This is a genomic window from Campylobacter curvus, assembly GCF_013372125.1.
In the GTDB taxonomy this organism is placed as follows: domain Bacteria; phylum Campylobacterota; class Campylobacteria; order Campylobacterales; family Campylobacteraceae; genus Campylobacter_A; species Campylobacter_A curvus.
Genome location: NZ_CP053826.1, coordinates 1,767,911 through 1,783,428 on the forward strand (window position 1 = coordinate 1,767,911; position 15,518 = coordinate 1,783,428).

The window sequence follows — 15,518 nt, forward strand, 5'->3', positions numbered from 1 at the left end:
GCTCTTGAGCGATAGAGGAATTTTCATTTGAAAGGCCCTTTGTGTTTTCTATGACCGTCCTCAGCTCACCGGTGAGATCGTTGATAGAGTTTGAGATCTGGGCTATCTCGTCGTTTTTATCAGATACGAGCTTTTTGGTCAGATCGCCTTTGCCCTCTTTTATATCAGCCGACATATGCCCCAAAGTATCTACGATGTTTCCTATCGGAGATATCAAAATTTTATTTAGTATGACTAGAGCCAGCACTATCAAAATGATCGTCGCGACCACGCAGATAACAACAAATGTCAGAGTGTTGTGCGAATTCGTGTCGTTTAGTGTCGCACGCTCGGAGTCTATCTTGGTTTGCAGATCGTCTATGTAGATGCCGCTTCCTATCATCCATCCATAAGGCTCGAAACCAGCCGAATATCCGAGCTTATCGACTGGCTGCTCGCCCTCTTTTTTAGCCCAGCCAAAAGTCAGGAAGTCGCCGCCTTTTTTGGCGTTTTCTATGAGCTTTTCGATGAGCGGTAAGCCCCTTGGATCCTTAAGTCCTATGATGTTTTTGCCGACTAAAGAGGGCTTTTCCGGGTGCATCATGACATTGCCCTCGTAGTCATAGATGAAAATATAGCCTGATTTATCGGTGAAAAATTTTATCGGCGAGATGATACTGAAAATTTCACTCTTTATGGCCTCATCAGAGAGCCCCTTTTTCTTGCCGTTTTGATAGACGAGATTCATCACTTGATTTAGCGTATCGACCTCGTCTTTTAGATCGGCCTTTCTGGCTTCTACCAGGTCGTTGTAGGATTTATCGGCGAAAAATTCCGTCAGATCCGACGAAAATTTGCTGTTTAATACGGTCAGTACGAGGCTGATCACAAGTATCGAAACTACGAACAATACGATGACTTTTGTTGAAATTTTCATATCTTACCCCCGTAAATTTTAATGGCTCTGTTATAGTAAAGTATTGATACCCGCTTCGCTTCTGCTTTGCAGTTGCGAACGAAGTGAAGCAAAAACCTTGCTTACTCCGCAAAGCGCCGAACATATAGCACGATTTTAGCGCTCACTTCACAAGGTTTGACTTCGCTTTTGTGAAAGCTAAAACGATACTTTGTTAGAGCAAAACCATTTTAATCAAAACGATTTTAGTCCTATGAAACTTAATGGTTAATAAAAAGACAATGATTGCTTAAAAAAAATTAAAGGTTAGTTACAAGAGTAAATTTATAGCCCGAAATTCAGCTTTCGGGCTATGTGTTTAGGCTACTGCGTAAATTTTGATCTGCGGTGCAGTGTCAAATAGCGGCGAAAGCTCTCTTACGACATCATTTTCGAAAAGCTCGCTTTTTAAATAGGCATTTGCATTTTCTACGCTGTCAAATCCATGCAATACCTGCACGTCTTCGTCTCTAACGAGCAAGTCTTTACTTTTTGCACCCTTGATATTTTTTAAAAACGGCTCTTTATACTTCGTATAAACAGCTGCGGCCGCGGCTCTGTTTTTCTCTTTTACAAAAAGAGTGATCTGTAAAAACGCTTTTGTCATTTTAGCTCCTTTAATGAAATTTGACAGGCGGATCATAGCGCTAAAATCAAATAAGATAAACTACATATGTTGAGTAAAACGTGTTTTATTTGAGATTAACCGCGTAAATTTTATAATCACAAAAAATGGAGCGAAACGATGAAATTTGACTTTTTTGACGGGCTAAACCCTCAAGAAATAGAGCTCGTAAAGGCGAGATCAAAATCGGTAAATTTTAAAAAAGGCGCGATACTTTTTTATGAGGGTGACATTTGTGAGGAAATTTTATACCTTGAAAAGGGCAAGATAAAGCTTTTAGTCGCGGCAAACGAAGCTTCGCAGATACCGCTTTATGATTTTTGCGAAGGGGAGCAATGTATAGTAAATATAGCAAGCGCCCTTTCTCACAGCAAAGCCATGGCGACGGCAGAAGCCATGACCGATATAAAGGGGCTTTTGATCCCGGCTAGCGTGATCCGCGAACTGATAGCGACCTCAAGCGCCTATCAAGCTAAAATTTTCTCACTTTTCACGCTTAGATATGCCTCTTTAACCACGCTTATAGAAGATGCTAAATTTAAGCGCCTAGACAGCAGGATCTTAGAATTCCTGCGCTCTTTCAATACCGCAGAAATTCGCGTCACGAATAAAGAGATAGCAGAACATCTCGGCACTTCGCAAAATGTCATAAACCGTGTATTGCAAGATCTGAAAAATAAAAATTTACTAAAGCTCGCACGCGGAAAGATCACGCTACTAAAGTGATCTAGACTTTTAAAAGATACGTATTAACGATAATGGTTATTAAAATTTGGAGTATAATAACGCAAAGGTTTTGTTTGACAAGGTATTGATATTTTTCAACAAGTGCTTCAAAGATTTTACTACGCTAGATAGATTTAAAAATCACACTTCATCAAACAAAGCCGATGGATTCAAACGAAAGGATAAATATGCAAAAGATCAGCTTTAAAGACGGCGTTTCAGAGACATTACTCATAAATTTATACTTTAGAAGCCTTGAAAACAAACTGCCTAAGCCCTTGTTAAAAGATGAATTTTCAGGTGCGGTGGTGGATAAGATCGATTATGATTTTTCCAAATTCGATAGCTCCGATATGAGCCGCATCGGCGTGATCATCAGGGCCAAATATTTTGACGATGAGATCATAGAATTTGCCAAAAACAAAGAGTGTATCGTCGTCGTTCAGGTGGGTGCGGGCTTTGACACGAGGCCGCTTAGGCTAGAGCATGCTTGCCCTAACGCCGTATTTTACGACCTTGATCTGCCTGATGTCATAAAATTTCGCGATGAGCTCGTGCCAAAAGCAAAGCAAAATTTCAGCCTAGCTTGCTCCATGCTAGAGACTGCGTGGATGGACGAGCTAGCGGGAAAATACCCGCAGACTCCGTTTATTTTTGTCTTGGAGGGCGTCTCGATGTATTTCGAGGAGAGCGAGATGAAGGGCTTTTTCCTAAATTTAGCCAAGCGCTTTAAAGGCGAAGTCGCACTCGACTTACTAAACGTCTGGTGCTGCAAGATGATGGCGAAAAATCACACCAAGCACGATACTTTAAAATATATCAAAGACGCAAAGACGAAATTTGGCATCGATGATCCGCGCGACATAGAGCGCTGGGACGATGAGGGGTGTATCAAATACCTAAAAACAGGCATCATGATGGACATGTATCTAAATCGCTGGCCGTTTAAGGCGCGGCTGATGAGATTTATCCCGACACTAAAGCACTCTTGTACGATGAGCGTTTATGGGCTAAATTTAGCTCAATGAGGCATGAAACCTTTTATCAAGATGGTGACATATTTTGCACCCCAAATGCCAAGCGCCGTGACGAGTAAGGCGGCACTTAAATTTATCCAAAACGCATAATCAAGGCTGAAATTTAGCCCCAATGCCGCGACGATCCTGGCACAGGCTACGATTTGTAAAAGCAAAAATATAAAAATGGCAAATTTGCCTGCATGCGGCACTTGTCCCGAATGTCCCAAAACGACTCTCGTGCCAAAACCGATCAAAATGGTCACAAAATATCCAAGCCCAAAGGCGTGAAGCGAAGCCTTTTCAAATACCGCTCCCCAAGAAAAAAGATCGTTTAGATCATTGAGAGCGGCGATAAAAAAGCCAAAAGGTATCCAATAAAGCGACAAAAACAGCACCCAAAGTATCGCAGGAGCTCTGAAAAACGGCAGCTTCCACTTAAAAAATAGCTCGTATACGAAAAACGCAAATAGCAAGACATCGGGTAAAATCTCTAAGCTAGAGCCCGTAAATAGCACCTTCAAGGCGAGTAAGAAAAACAGCTTCTCCATCAAAAATTTAGACTTATTTATCTTGTATCCGGTGATCTTGACCGAGGTAAAAAACGGGATCATCCTTTGCGCGATAGCAAATATAAGAGCGAACAAAAACAGATAAAAGCCCGCATATATAGCGATTTGCCTTAGTAAAAAGCTAAATTTTGTATCCGCCTGTGAGAGCAAAAATGCCAAATTCGCCGCAAGCCCCGCCGCAAACGTGATGAGCACCCATTTGGTGTCGTATTTGTCCTTTATGAGCGATCTGGCGTGGATTTTAAATAGCGTGATGAAGCTTATAGTTTGAAGTGCGAGATCAAGCGCCATAAACAAAATGTAAGAATTCCCGTCAAAAAACATCGAAGCAAAAAAGCCCCAAGAGATGATGAAATACGCCCAAAACTGCCGCATATAGGTGCTTTTAGCGATACTTGCCTGCACTAAAAATTTAGGGAAAACGACAAACAAAAACCCCAGAAAAAACTGGATAAAGATCACAAAAACGAAGGCATAGACGTGAAACAGCGTGATGTCGGCGCCAATAACACCGTTTGTCAAAAACGCAAGCAGCATCAAACCAGTAAAAGCGATAAGCTGCACTGAACCGTTTGCGAAAAACGGCTGATGGGGCTGAGCGCAAAATCTCTCGTACCATCTAGCAAAAGCTGAAATTTCAGGCGTCCTCATCTGCTCGCTACTTTGGCTGGCGCCAAACGTGCTAAATTTCACTGCGCCTTTTGAAACACTGGGCCTAAATACGCCGAAATTTGCGCCATCATTTGGCTTTAGATGATCTTTGAACTGCATTTTATCCCTTGGGTTTTATATGATTTTGGGCGAAACTCGCCCCTAAAATTTTAATGTCAGCTACCGCAGCAAGTGCTCGCAGCCTCGTTTGCAGCTTTTAAAGCCGCTTCATAATCAGGCTCATCGGCGATCTCTGCGACTATCTCTTTGTAAGTGATGACGCCGCTTGCGTTTATGACAAACACCGCCCTTGCGGTAAGTCCGGCCAGAACGCTATCTTCTATCAAGACGCCGTAAGCTTTTGCAAATTCTTTGGCTCTAAAGTCGCTTGCGACCTTGACGTTTTCGATGCCCTCGGCTTGGCAAAATCTACCCATCGCAAACGGTAGATCCATCGAGATCAAGATAAGCTGGGCATTTTGGATATTTGCGGCTTTGACGTTAAATTTCTTGGCCTCCATCGCGCAAACATCGGTATCAAGCGACGGAACGGCTACGACGATCTGCACCACGCCCTGTTCGCCGCCGATTTGTATGTCGCTTAGATCCTTGCCGACTGCCTTTACTATCGGGGCTTTTTCGCCCACGCTTACGCTGTTTGTGCCTAAATTTACGACACTTCCTTTAAATTTCGTTGTTGCCATTGTTTTATCCTTTTTTTAGATTTGACAGGCTCATTTTACCAAAAGCGGACAAATGATATCTTAATTAACATCAACTACGAAATTTGGGTTTATTTTTTAAAATTTAGCAAAATTTGAACGAATTTAGCCAGAAGGCAAAGAGCGAAAAACAGCATAAAAGCGTAATTTATATAATTTTCAACCAGCCAAGCTGCCCACTCGTAAGTATTGCTGGCGATATAGCAGAACAAAATAGCGCCCCAAAAAGCTGAGGCTAAAAGCATAGAAGCTACGAATTTCGCCGTGCGTTTGGGCTTGCTTTGTATCCAAATAGCAAGCAACGGGGCTACGAAAAAGATAAACGCCCAAAGCGCCAAATCTGCGTGATCAAAAAGCAATATCTATTTTGCCATACTCAAAATTTAGCGCGATTAGTCGTCGTCTTGTAAAATTTTCTTTCTTACCTTGACGCTCGAGATACTAGCTCCGTCCATTTTTCGCACCTCGTAGTAGCAGTTTTCATCCTCGATCTTATCGCCGACGACCGGCAAACGACCGATGAGGTTGAATACGTACCCGCCGATAGTGAGCTGATCGGTCTCCTCATCAAAGCTGATGCCAAGTAGCTCCTCGACGCTCTCAAGGTCGAAACGACCGTTGAATTCATAGATATTTTCGTTGATCTTTTTATAATGCGGATCGGCCTCGTCGTGCTCGTCGTTTAGATCGCCAAGCACCTCTTCCATTATATCTTCCATGGTAAGAAGCCCCGCCGTGCCGCCGTATTCATCTACTACAAGAGCGGCTGAAATTTGCTGCTTGTTCATCATGACAAGCACTTTTGAGATCGAAAGGCTCTCCGGGACGATGACGAATTTACGCACGATCTTGTCGAAGTCCTTTTCTTTATCCTCGTTAAAATGCAGCTGCAAAACGTCGCGGATATGTATCATGCCAAGTATCGTGTCTTTTGAGCCGTCTATATACGGATAGCGCGTGTATTTGGACTCGAAAACGACCTTTAAATTTTCCTCGAAGCTTTTTTGTTTGTTGATACAGACCATATCGCGGCGAGGCGTCATTATCTCTTTTGCGACCGTGTCGCTGAAGTCCACTGCATTTTTGATGATCTCGGTCTCAAAGCTATCGAGCACACCGCCTTTTAGGCTCTCGCCTACGATTATCTTTATCTCCTCCTCGGAGTGTGCGAGCTCACTTTCTTTGGCCGGCTTTATGCCAAGTGCGGCGAGACCGGCATTTGCCAATATATCAAATAGCTTTATGACAGGCGAAAACAGCACCCAAAACAAATGAAGCGGACGAGCGATGGCAAGCACGGTTTTTTCGGACTTTGCGATGGCGACGGACTTTGGCACAAGCTCGCCGATTACGACGTGAAGCAACGTGATGAGCGTAAATGCTATCGCAAAGCCGACCGTATGCACCAAGATATCGTTGAAATTTAGAAATTTTTTAAGCGGCTCTTCGATGAGTCTGGCTACCGCGGGCTCGCCTATCCAGCCTAGCGCGAGCGAGCTTAGCGTGATACCAAGCTGAGTGGCGCTTAGATAAGTATCTAGTTTATTTGACATATCAAAGGCGAGCTGGGCGTTTGGTATTTTATCTTTTATGAGCTCTTCAAGGCGTGATTTGCGTATCTTGACGAGTGAAAATTCCGAGAGGACAAAGAAAGCGTTTAATAAAATGAATACGACGGCTAGAACTATCATTAAAAGCGAAGTATCGCTACTGGGGTGCAAGTATGATCCTTAAAAGTTAAAAATTTCAGAGATTATATCAAAAAGTGCGAAATTTCTCAAACGCCCAAACGACTTACACCAAAGGTAACAGCCGTTGATTTATTTTACATTTATAAATAGTTCTTAAATCATATTTAGATAACATAGCTACTAATCAAAATTTACGGACAACAACATGGACAAACGAAGCTTTTCATCTAGGTGGGCGTTTATAATCGCATGCGTCGGCTCGGCCGTAGGCATGGCGAATGTTTGGGGATTTCCTTACAAGCTAGGCACAAACGGTGGCGGCGCATTTTTGATCATTTATATTTTCTTCGTCGCGCTGTTTTCCTACGCCGGACTAAGCGCGGAATACGCCATCGGCAGACGAGCCAAAACGGGGACTTTAGGCTCTTATGAATATGCCTGGAAAAGTAGGAATTTAGGCATCATCGGCAAGATCATCGGCTGGCTTCCGCTTGCGGGTTCTTTATGTATAGCTATCGGCTACGCAGTCATCATCGCCTACGTATTAAAGGCGCTGGTGCAAGCCATAAGCGGCTCGCTGATGATCGAAAACACCGATACTTGGTTTGAGTCTTTTGCACTCACGCCATACTCGGTGCTACCATATCATTTCATAGTAGTTGCAGGAACGCTCATCACGCTATTTTTCGGAGCAAAAAGCATCGAAAAAACGAACAAGATCATGATGCCTTTGTTTTTTATATTATTTACCATACTGGCTATCAGGGTAGCGACGCTTGACGGGGCGTTTGAGGGGTATAAATTTTTATTCACAGCGGACTTTGGCAAGCTCGAAGATCCGATGGTGTGGATATCTGCGATGGGTCAAGCCTTTTTCTCGCTCTCTATCACAGGCTCAGGCATGATAGTTTACGGGGCGTATCTTTCCAAGAAAGAGGATATCGTAAACAGCGCTAAAAATACAGCGATATTTGACACGCTAGCTGCGATGGTAGCGGCACTTGTAATGATACCGGCGGTGTTTGCCTACAATATGGACCCGGCTACGGGACCGGGATTACTTTTCGTAACACTGCCTAAAATTTTACAAGGTATGGTCGGCGGGCAAATTTTCGCCGTCATTTTATTTACCGCAGTCATTTTTGGCGGTATCACCTCGCTTCAAAATATGTTCGAGGCGGTCGCCGAGTCGCTGATGCATAAATTCCCGCGCCTAAGCCGAACCTGGACGCTCGTGCTACTATGCGCGATATGCTTTGGCGTGGGTGCACACATGGAGGACATAACTAGCTGGGGGCCTTGGATGGACTTCGTCTCGATCTATATCATCCCGATCGGTGCGGTCATCGGTGCGGTATCGTGGTTTTGGGTGATAAAAAGAGATGAAATTTTAGACGAGATAAATATGGGAGCAGGCAAAATTTACGGTTCGTTTTGGTATAACGTCGGCAGATTTTTATATGTTCCGTTAGCGCTTTTACTTTGTATCATCGCGCTTAATATGCATATTTCGTTTTGATACTACGCCCACACGAACGCTATTTACAAAAGTTTGTGAAGCATTTTGCAAAACATCAACACCCTTTTAAAACAGAGCATAAATTTTAAAAGCCCGTAAAGGGCTCTTACTTTATCCCTTCAAATGCTTTTCGTACATTTTTAAGGTCGTTTTCATCAGGATGAGTGGAGGCTTGTTTCCATGTGGCTTGGCGCTCAGGAGTGATCAAATGTATCGCTTTATCGCCCATTTTCGCCGCCATCTCTTTCATCTCCTCGATGACCTTGGGGTCGATAGCGCCTTGGCAGATGAACTCAGCTAAAATTTCATTGCCACCCTCGTTTAAAAGCTCTCGTCCGACCTTTAGCATGCTCTCGCCGTGCTCTCCGGCAGGATCGGCGCCAAGAGTGATGAAAAGCCCCGTTTTTTTACCCTTTACATGCTCTTTTATGTAGCGCTTGAAATGTGCCTCCGGGCCGCCCTTATCGATATAAAATCCTATCGCCACAAAGTCAAAACCGCTTATATCCTTTGCGCGTTCATCGGTGTAGCTGATCGCTTCACAGCCTATTTGCTGCGCGATGGCTTCGCCTATTTTTTTGGTATTACCGCTTAGTGAGGTATAGATCACTATTTTTTTCATTCAAACTCCTTCTTTGCTATCTTTGCTACTTCATCGGCTATCGTATTTCCCCAAAATACGCCATCCAGGCTAAGCTCGATGCCATCAGGCTTGATGCTCATATAGCCTTCGCTCTCGCATTTTTTGAAAAATTCCATCAAATTTACAAACATCTCGTCGCTGACATATCGCTTCATATCGCTAAATTTGATGTCATGATACTGAAAGAGAGCGTTAAATTTCTTCCTATTTCGCTCCTCAGGCGGCAAGATACCGATCATTTGAAGGTCAGCTCTCATATTAAAGATGCCAAACTCCCCGAGCTGTCCGCCTGCACTGACGCCAATAGGCAATACATCGGCTCCGGCGTGGCTTAGACGGATGTATTTATACTCGTCGCGACCTTTTCGGTTGAGCTTTGTGTATTCTAAAAATTCATAATCCCCGCCCTTAAACATCTCATCGACAAAGGCGTTATGAAGCTTCCTATCAGTCTCGATGTTGTAATAATCTTGTGAAAAGGTATTTGAAAGCACGGAGCCGTCTAAAAACTGCAACGAATAAAAGCTCGTGCTATCGACTGCGATATCTTTTAAAATTCTCGCATCCTCTCTGACCTCTTCCTCCGTCTCGTTAGGGTAGTTGTAGATGATATCGGTGCAGACAAAGCCCTTGAATTCGTCCTTTATCTTTTTTAAATGCTCGATCGCAGCCTCTTTTGAGTGCGTGCGGTTTAGAAGCTTCCTACCGGCCTCGCTAAACGTCTGCACGCCGATGCTGAAGCGATTTACGCCAAGGCTTTGCATCAAGCGCACTTTTGAGATATTTAGGTTGTGTAGCGTGGTTTCAAAGCTAAATTCGCAAGTCTTGGAGATATTGAATTTTTCATTTATAGCTTTTAAAATTTTCTCCAAATGGCGCTCTTTCAGCGTCGTTGGCGTCCCGCCTCCAAAATAAACCGACTCGAAGCTTTTTTGCTGGATATAGCTAAATTTCGAGTATTTATCGATCTCGCCCAGCAAATACTGCGTATAGTCATCAAGCTCACCGTCAAGTTTACTGCGATTCATCGAGCAAAACGAACATATCGTATCGCAAAACGGCACGTGAAAATATATCACGCCCTCTTTTTGCTCGGGCACACCATTCTCCAAGAACTCATACAAGTCCTCTTTCGTTGCAAATTCCGATTTGTTCGGATGCCCCGAATGATGCCCTTTTATCCTTTTTTCAAACACTTTCTCTCCTTTTAGGACTTTTTAGCTCTTGATTTTAAAGCTTATTTGCTTATTGTTTAATAAATTTATACACTTCATTTAAGCAAATCATTATAAATTTTATCCACGCCCTCACCTATCCTAGGCGTTCCGCGAAGCAATATCGACGACGGGAAAGTCAAAATTTTGCCGTTTTTGGCGGCGTTGGTTTTGGCAAGCACGGGATTTTCTTTCAAAAAGCTTTCGCTACTGCCGCCCATACCGCCTACAAGCACGATGAAATCAGGATTTGCTCCCAAAATAAACTCCGGCGATACGATAGGCGTGCTGCCTTGCAGACTGTCGGCTAAATTTACGAGGCCAAGCCTTTTAAATATATCTCCCGGAAGCGTCTTTGAATTAAATGCCGTGATAGGCGTGCCCGAAAATATCGCGATTATCTTTTTGCCTTTCAGCGCTCCGCTCTCATAGGTCTTAAATTTTTGCTTTATGCCTTCCACCAGCTCGTGCGCCTTTTGCTCCTTGCCCGTTATCTTGCCGATTTGCTCGATGTTTGAGTAGATCATATCCACGCTATCGGCCTTTAGTGTAAGCGTAGGCAGGTTAAATTTCTTAAGATCCTCGTTCACGTTTGCGGAGTGAAAGCTGGTGACCACGAGGTCAGGTTTTAGCTCGACTATCTTTTCAAAATTGGGCTTTGTATAAGTGCCTACGCTTTTTAAAAGCGCGGTCTTGTCCTCGGGCCAAATTTTTGACATAGTCAGAGTCGAGATAGCGGCTATTTGATCCTCCGCACCCAGCATATACATCATCTCAACGACTGCCGGATCTAAGATCACTAAGCGCTTTTTAGGCGTATCCATAGTAGTCGTAGCCGATGCAAATACCGCAAAAACGGCAAATGCCGAGACTAAAATTTTAAATTTCCTAAACATTTTTACTCCTTTGTTTTTGGTTTTGTTTATAAAATTTTGGCTCTCTTTTGATAAAACGTTGATGCCTTTAAATAGTGCTTCGCAAATCTTATTTACTCCAGAAGCGACCTAGCACGGACGCGAACAGCGTTTGTGCGGGAGTGGGCAGCCAAACATATAATAGCACGATTTCTTGCTTCGCAAATAAGATGAGCTTGCGACAGAATGCCTAACGTGTAGCACGAAAATCACGGTCAGCCTTACGGCTTCCCTGATTTTCGGAGGGCAATGTCGCCGCTCATCTCATTTGACTACGCTTAAAATCTCCGGTAAATCAACTACCCCACCGTTACTTTAGCGGCACGACGAAAGGACTGCCCTTGTGCTCGATGACTTCACACTCAAGCCCGTAAATTTCTTTTAAAATTTCGCTTGTATAAAGCTCTTTTGCTACGCCGTCATATCTGACGCGCCCATCTTTTAGCATCACTATCCTGTCGCAAAATAGCGAGGCTAAATTTAGATCGTGCAGCACGACAATAGAGAGCAGATTTAGCTGCTTTGTGAGCTTTTTGCAAATTTTTAGCATCTCTATGGCGTAGTTTAGATCAAGCGCGGATGTCGGCTCGTCTAGCAGGAGAATTTTAGGCTCGCTCACCAGCGCCCTAGCCAGCAAAACACGCTGAAATTCTCCTCCACTCAGCGATGCAGCTATGCGCTTTGCAAAGTGCTTTATATCAAGCATCTGCATGATCTCGTCCACTTTTTTTGCGTCTTGCTCGTCGTATCCGCTGAACTGATTTTTCAAATGGCAAAACCTACCCATAAAAACGATATCCTCGACCAGTAGCGGCGCATTTAGCACGCTTCGCTGCGGCACGAAGCCTAAAATTTTAGCCAGCTGCTTTAGCGGATACTCGTTAAGCGCCTTATTTTCGATATTTATGACGCCACAGTTTGGACGGATGATTTTTAAAATATTTTTTAAAAGAGTGGATTTACCGCATCCGTTTGGTCCCAAGATCCCGATGAATTCGCCGTTTTTAGCGGCAAGATCCACACCCTTTAAGATCTCTTTTTTATCATAACTAAAACCTAAATTTTTGATCTCGACGCTCATCAGACTATCCCTCTAGTCGAGCGCATCGCTAAAAATAGAAAAAACGGAGCGCCAAAAAACGCCGTTACTACGCCTATTGGAACCTCTACCGGGCTTAGCACGCTCTTGCCTATCGTATCGCAAACGAGCAAAAATAACCCGCCGGCGATCGTGCTTACCGGTATCAAAACGGCGTTATTCGATGTGCGCAAGATCATTCGCAAAGTGTGAGGTATGATGAGGCCTACAAAGCCTATCATACCTGTAAATGCGACTGAAAAGCTAACAGCTAAAGATGAGGCGATGAGTAAATTTTTTTTTGTTTTTTCAACATCTACACCAAGGCTTTGCGCCTCCTCGTCGCCGCTTAAAATGACATTTAGCTCAAGTCTTTTTATATAAAAATAGACCATACAAATCACGAGCGGAACGACTAAAAAGCCGATCTTTTGCCAGTTTGCGCCGCCCACATAGCCCATCATCCACACTACTATCTTAAAGCTGTCCTCACCGATGAGATAGGTCGCAAACGATGTGAAAGCGCCTAAAAACGATGAAAACGCTATGCCTATTATAAGCAGCGTAGCGATGGATTTGCCGCGTTTTGAAAGCTTAAATATAACAAGCGACAAGATGGCCGAGGCGATAAACGCAAAGACGCCGTAATAGACATCGGGAAGCTTTAAAAGATAGGCCACGACGGCTCCAAATGTCGCGCTAGCGGCGATACCGATGATATAAGGATCGGCCAGGGGATTTAAAAAAACGCTTTGCACCACTACGCCCGAGCTTGCTAAAAGCATGCCTATCAAAAAGGCCATTATCACGCGAGGCAGGCGAAGTTCAAGGATTATCGCCCTTTTTATATCGTCCATGTCGCCGCCAAGAGCGAAATTCACGATATCTTTGTATCCGATATCAGCACCTCCGAGGCTGAGTGAAACGACGCAAACGACGATAGTAAGCAGCACTAAAACGATGCTCGCTTTTGTTTTAATAGGCATATTTGAACTCTACATAATAATTTCTCTCGCGCGCCGGCGAATAAGAATCGGCTCTTTTCATCTCGACTATATTATATTTTTTGTTGAATAAATTTTTCACGCCGGCTACGACCGAAATTCCGTTTTGAAATTTATATTTCGCACCAAAATCCACGATCGTTTTGTCGCTTATTTTATCATAATAACTATCAACTATGCTTGAATACCACTTCACATCGGTCAGCAAATTTAGATTTTTTATCGGCTCGTAGTCCACGCCAAGAACGAATTTGCTCCTTTGCACCCAAGGTATGCGCTTGCCGCTGTTTGCACCCGCTTTGATCTTAGCGTCCACAAAAGAGTAGGTCTCGCTTAGCCTTAGCTTTTTTAAGATATCTTGCTCTGCGTAAAGCTCAAAGCCGTAGCGTCTGGTTTTGTCTAAATTTATAAAGCGCCAGCCGTCCGAGATATTTGCGGTGTTAGAAAAATTCCTTATCTCGTCTTTAGTATCGGTGTAAAACGCCGCTGCACTAAAATACCCGCCTAAAAACATATCTTTCATACCGATCTCATAGGTTTTAAAGGTCTCCGGCCTTAGGTTATTCATGGCGTAAGTCGTGCGATTTAGCTTATCTACCAGCTGATTTGGTCCGGGAGAGGTGTAGCCGCGCTCAAATTTCAGATAGACGTTTCCCGTCTTTGAATATTTGAAATTTGGCGTGACCTCAAAGGCGTAGTTGCTCATGCTTTTATCTTCGCTAAAGGTGCCGCCAGTAGTCCTTCCCATCATGGTCGTCCTTTGTAGTCTGTCCGTATCGTAAAGCGCCTTTTCGTATCTATAGCCCACATTTAGCTCGAAATAATCGGTAAAGTTATATTTTGGCATGATGTAAAAGGAGTGCGTTTGCTTTTGCATATCAAATTTTGTATAGTTTCTCATTATGCCCATAGGCGTAGCCGCAGATACGTTTAGTATCCTCAGTCCGTCATTTTTTAGATATTCGTATCCGGCTACGACCTCACCGCTAGAGTAAGTGTATCTGCCTTTAAAATTTGAGCCCAGCTTTTTATCCTCAAATTTCGTATCACTATCCATATCGTCGGTCTCTTTTTGATAATAAGGCGTAACGGTAAGCTCGAACGCATCGCTAAATTTAGCGTTATAGTCGATATCTACGACGACTCTTTTGCTGACTACCTCACTGTAGTCATCGGCCTGGCGTCTGTTTTGCTCGAGCTGCTTTTTAGTTAGTGCCCCGGCACCTTTTTCTTTGACCTTAAAATAGCTAGGATTTATAGAGATGCTTTGCATATCGTTTATCTGATAGCGTATGCCTAAATTTGCGTAGTATCCTCTAAGCCACTCGCCGTATCTGTACCCCCCCCCATTGAAATCTTTAACCGCAGCTTTGAGGTATAGATCCTCGCTCACCTTTCCTCCTATGCCTACGTTGAAGTCTTTATAAGCGTAAGAGGCTATCTTTGTCGAGGCGGTCACGAAAAAGTCTTTTGGCTTTTGCTTTGTGATGATGTTTATCACGCCGCCTGTCGTGCCGCTACCGTATAAAACCGAGCCGCCGCCGGGGATGATCTCGATACGCTCGACATCTTCTATCGGGATGAGGTCGGTGTGAATTTTAGTAGGCGTAGTGTCTATCATATTTATCGCGATACCGTTTACCAGGACCTTGACGGAGGTGTTGGCCTTTTGCCCCTGTCCTCTTATGTCGATGTTCCTACCCGAGCCGTTATATATGTAGCTTACTCCCGGCGCCTTTTCCAGGGCTTCGTTTATATCTCTATACCCACGTCCTTGCAGGTCTTCTGATGTTATGACCGTAACGTTTTTGACCTCATCTCTTAAAAAGCTCTCAAACCCGGTCGCCGTTATGACCACCTCATCAAGCTTGGTCGTATTGTTATCCGCGCCGTATAGGCCGATCGACACAAAAATGCAGATGCAAATTTTACTCTTTGACATGATGTGCTTCCTTGATTTTGAAATATATTATCATATATGGCGATTATATTGTTTATTAGATTAGATGATAATAAAAATTAAGATTAGAAAATAAAATTTTGACTCTGTTAAAATATTTCATTGATTTTCAGCTTTCAAAAGCGAAGCCAAACCTTGTGAAGCGACGCTATCACCGCCGATTTTTAGGGAAGTCGTAAGACTGACCGCAAAAATCGTGCTACACGTTCGGTGCTTTGCGGAGCGAGCAGGGTTTGCGAAGCAAGTGTC

The 15,518-nt window shown here is 43.6% G+C and carries 14 protein-coding genes and 1 pseudogene; 3 read left to right on the forward strand and 12 right to left on the reverse strand.

Translation table 11 applies throughout. The features are described 5' to 3' along the window. Positions 1-295: 295 nt before the first annotated feature. Positions 296-916, reverse strand: a pseudogene (locus tag CCVT_RS10175) (cache domain-containing protein); the annotation flags it as partial. Between the two features lie 337 nt (positions 917-1,253). Then, positions 1,254-1,541, reverse strand: a complete 288-nt coding sequence (locus CCVT_RS08660; protein WP_018137046.1) for a hypothetical protein — start codon at positions 1,539-1,541, stop codon at positions 1,254-1,256. 138 nt (positions 1,542-1,679) lie between these two features. On the opposite strand from CCVT_RS08660, the gene CCVT_RS08665 reads away from it, so the two are divergent. Together CCVT_RS08665 and CCVT_RS08670 are read left to right on the forward strand one after the other, a co-directional pair. Then, positions 1,680-2,285: a Crp/Fnr family transcriptional regulator gene (locus CCVT_RS08665; protein WP_018137047.1), complete on the forward strand. Its 606-nt coding sequence runs from the start codon at positions 1,680-1,682 to the stop codon at positions 2,283-2,285. A 188-nt stretch (positions 2,286-2,473) separates the two neighbouring features. Continuing rightward, positions 2,474-3,313, forward strand: a complete 840-nt coding sequence (locus CCVT_RS08670; protein ID WP_018137049.1) for a class I SAM-dependent methyltransferase — start codon at positions 2,474-2,476, stop codon at positions 3,311-3,313. On the opposite strand, the gene CCVT_RS08675 is transcribed toward CCVT_RS08670, so the two are convergent. The 4 genes from CCVT_RS08675 to CCVT_RS08690 all read right to left on the reverse strand — a co-directional run bounded on the left by CCVT_RS08675 (position 3,307) and on the right by CCVT_RS08690 (position 6,967). Continuing rightward, positions 3,307-4,644, reverse strand: a complete 1,338-nt coding sequence (locus CCVT_RS08675; RefSeq protein ID WP_018137050.1) for an NnrS family protein — start codon at positions 4,642-4,644, stop codon at positions 3,307-3,309. The two genes, CCVT_RS08670 and CCVT_RS08675, sit on opposite strands and share 7 nt — an antisense overlap. A gap of 56 nt (positions 4,645-4,700) precedes the next feature. Next, positions 4,701-5,228: a thiol peroxidase Prx-SUH gene (gene prx-suh / locus CCVT_RS08680; protein WP_018137051.1), complete on the reverse strand. Its 528-nt coding sequence runs from the start codon at positions 5,226-5,228 to the stop codon at positions 4,701-4,703. A gap of 89 nt (positions 5,229-5,317) precedes the next feature. Next, a complete protein-coding gene (locus tag CCVT_RS08685; protein ID WP_018137052.1) occupies positions 5,318-5,605 on the reverse strand; it encodes a hypothetical protein in 288 nt (95 codons plus the stop codon). A gap of 33 nt (positions 5,606-5,638) precedes the next feature. Next, positions 5,639-6,967, reverse strand: coding sequence for a hemolysin family protein (locus CCVT_RS08690; protein ID WP_009649814.1), 1,329 nt, complete (start codon positions 6,965-6,967; stop codon positions 5,639-5,641). Positions 6,968-7,142: 175 nt separating this feature from the next. Between CCVT_RS08690 and CCVT_RS08695 the strand changes: the two genes are divergently transcribed. Further along, on the forward strand, positions 7,143-8,456 hold the full coding sequence (locus tag CCVT_RS08695) for a sodium-dependent transporter (protein ID WP_018137053.1): 1,314 nt from the start codon (positions 7,143-7,145) through the stop codon (positions 8,454-8,456). 106 nt (positions 8,457-8,562) lie between these two features. Here CCVT_RS08695 and CCVT_RS08700 read toward each other — a convergent pair whose 3' ends face one another. From CCVT_RS08700 to CCVT_RS08725, 6 genes are all read right to left on the reverse strand, one after another. Then, entirely contained in the window at positions 8,563-9,078 is a 516-nt protein-coding gene (locus CCVT_RS08700) for a flavodoxin family protein (RefSeq protein WP_018137054.1), read from the reverse strand. After that, a complete protein-coding gene (locus CCVT_RS08705; protein WP_018137055.1) occupies positions 9,075-10,295 on the reverse strand; it encodes a radical SAM protein in 1,221 nt (406 codons plus the stop codon). The genes CCVT_RS08700 and CCVT_RS08705 overlap by 4 nt, the downstream gene beginning before the upstream one ends. A gap of 74 nt (positions 10,296-10,369) precedes the next feature. Continuing rightward, on the reverse strand, positions 10,370-11,209 hold the full coding sequence (locus CCVT_RS08710; protein ID WP_018137056.1) for an ABC transporter substrate-binding protein: 840 nt from the start codon (positions 11,207-11,209) through the stop codon (positions 10,370-10,372). Positions 11,210-11,537: 328 nt separating this feature from the next. After that, on the reverse strand, positions 11,538-12,308 hold the full coding sequence (locus CCVT_RS08715) for an ABC transporter ATP-binding protein (protein ID WP_018137057.1): 771 nt from the start codon (positions 12,306-12,308) through the stop codon (positions 11,538-11,540). Further along, positions 12,308-13,291 carry a FecCD family ABC transporter permease gene (locus tag CCVT_RS08720; protein WP_018137058.1) on the reverse strand — a complete coding sequence of 328 codons (984 nt, stop codon included), beginning with the start codon at positions 13,289-13,291 and terminating at the stop codon, positions 12,308-12,310. The genes CCVT_RS08715 and CCVT_RS08720 overlap by 1 nt, the downstream gene beginning before the upstream one ends. Then, positions 13,281-15,251 (reverse strand): TonB-dependent receptor, encoded by a 1,971-nt coding sequence (locus CCVT_RS08725; protein ID WP_018137059.1) that lies wholly within the window; start codon positions 15,249-15,251, stop codon positions 13,281-13,283. The genes CCVT_RS08720 and CCVT_RS08725 overlap by 11 nt, the downstream gene beginning before the upstream one ends. Between the last annotated feature and the right edge of the window lie 267 nt (positions 15,252-15,518).

What these genes read in the sequence shown, in the direction of transcription:
- CCVT_RS08660 (WP_018137046.1), bottom strand. Translation starts at nt 1,541, where the DNA reads ATGACAAAAGCGTTTTTACAGATCACTCTTTTTGTAAAAGAGAAAAAC.
- CCVT_RS08665 (WP_018137047.1), top strand. Translation starts at nt 1,680, where the DNA reads ATGAAATTTGACTTTTTTGACGGGCTAAACCCTCAAGAAATAGAGCTC.
- CCVT_RS08670 (WP_018137049.1), top strand. Translation starts at nt 2,474, where the DNA reads ATGCAAAAGATCAGCTTTAAAGACGGCGTTTCAGAGACATTACTCATA.
- CCVT_RS08675 (WP_018137050.1), bottom strand. Translation starts at nt 4,644, where the DNA reads ATGCAGTTCAAAGATCATCTAAAGCCAAATGATGGCGCAAATTTCGGC.
- prx-suh (WP_018137051.1), bottom strand. Translation starts at nt 5,228, where the DNA reads ATGGCAACAACGAAATTTAAAGGAAGTGTCGTAAATTTAGGCACAAAC.
- CCVT_RS08695 (WP_018137053.1), top strand. Translation starts at nt 7,143, where the DNA reads ATGGACAAACGAAGCTTTTCATCTAGGTGGGCGTTTATAATCGCATGC.
- CCVT_RS08700 (WP_018137054.1), bottom strand. Translation starts at nt 9,078, where the DNA reads ATGAAAAAAATAGTGATCTATACCTCACTAAGCGGTAATACCAAAAAA.
- CCVT_RS08710 (WP_018137056.1), bottom strand. Translation starts at nt 11,209, where the DNA reads ATGTTTAGGAAATTTAAAATTTTAGTCTCGGCATTTGCCGTTTTTGCG.
- CCVT_RS08715 (WP_018137057.1), bottom strand. Translation starts at nt 12,308, where the DNA reads ATGAGCGTCGAGATCAAAAATTTAGGTTTTAGTTATGATAAAAAAGAG.
- CCVT_RS08720 (WP_018137058.1), bottom strand. Translation starts at nt 13,291, where the DNA reads ATGCCTATTAAAACAAAAGCGAGCATCGTTTTAGTGCTGCTTACTATC.
- CCVT_RS08725 (WP_018137059.1), bottom strand. Translation starts at nt 15,251, where the DNA reads ATGTCAAAGAGTAAAATTTGCATCTGCATTTTTGTGTCGATCGGCCTA.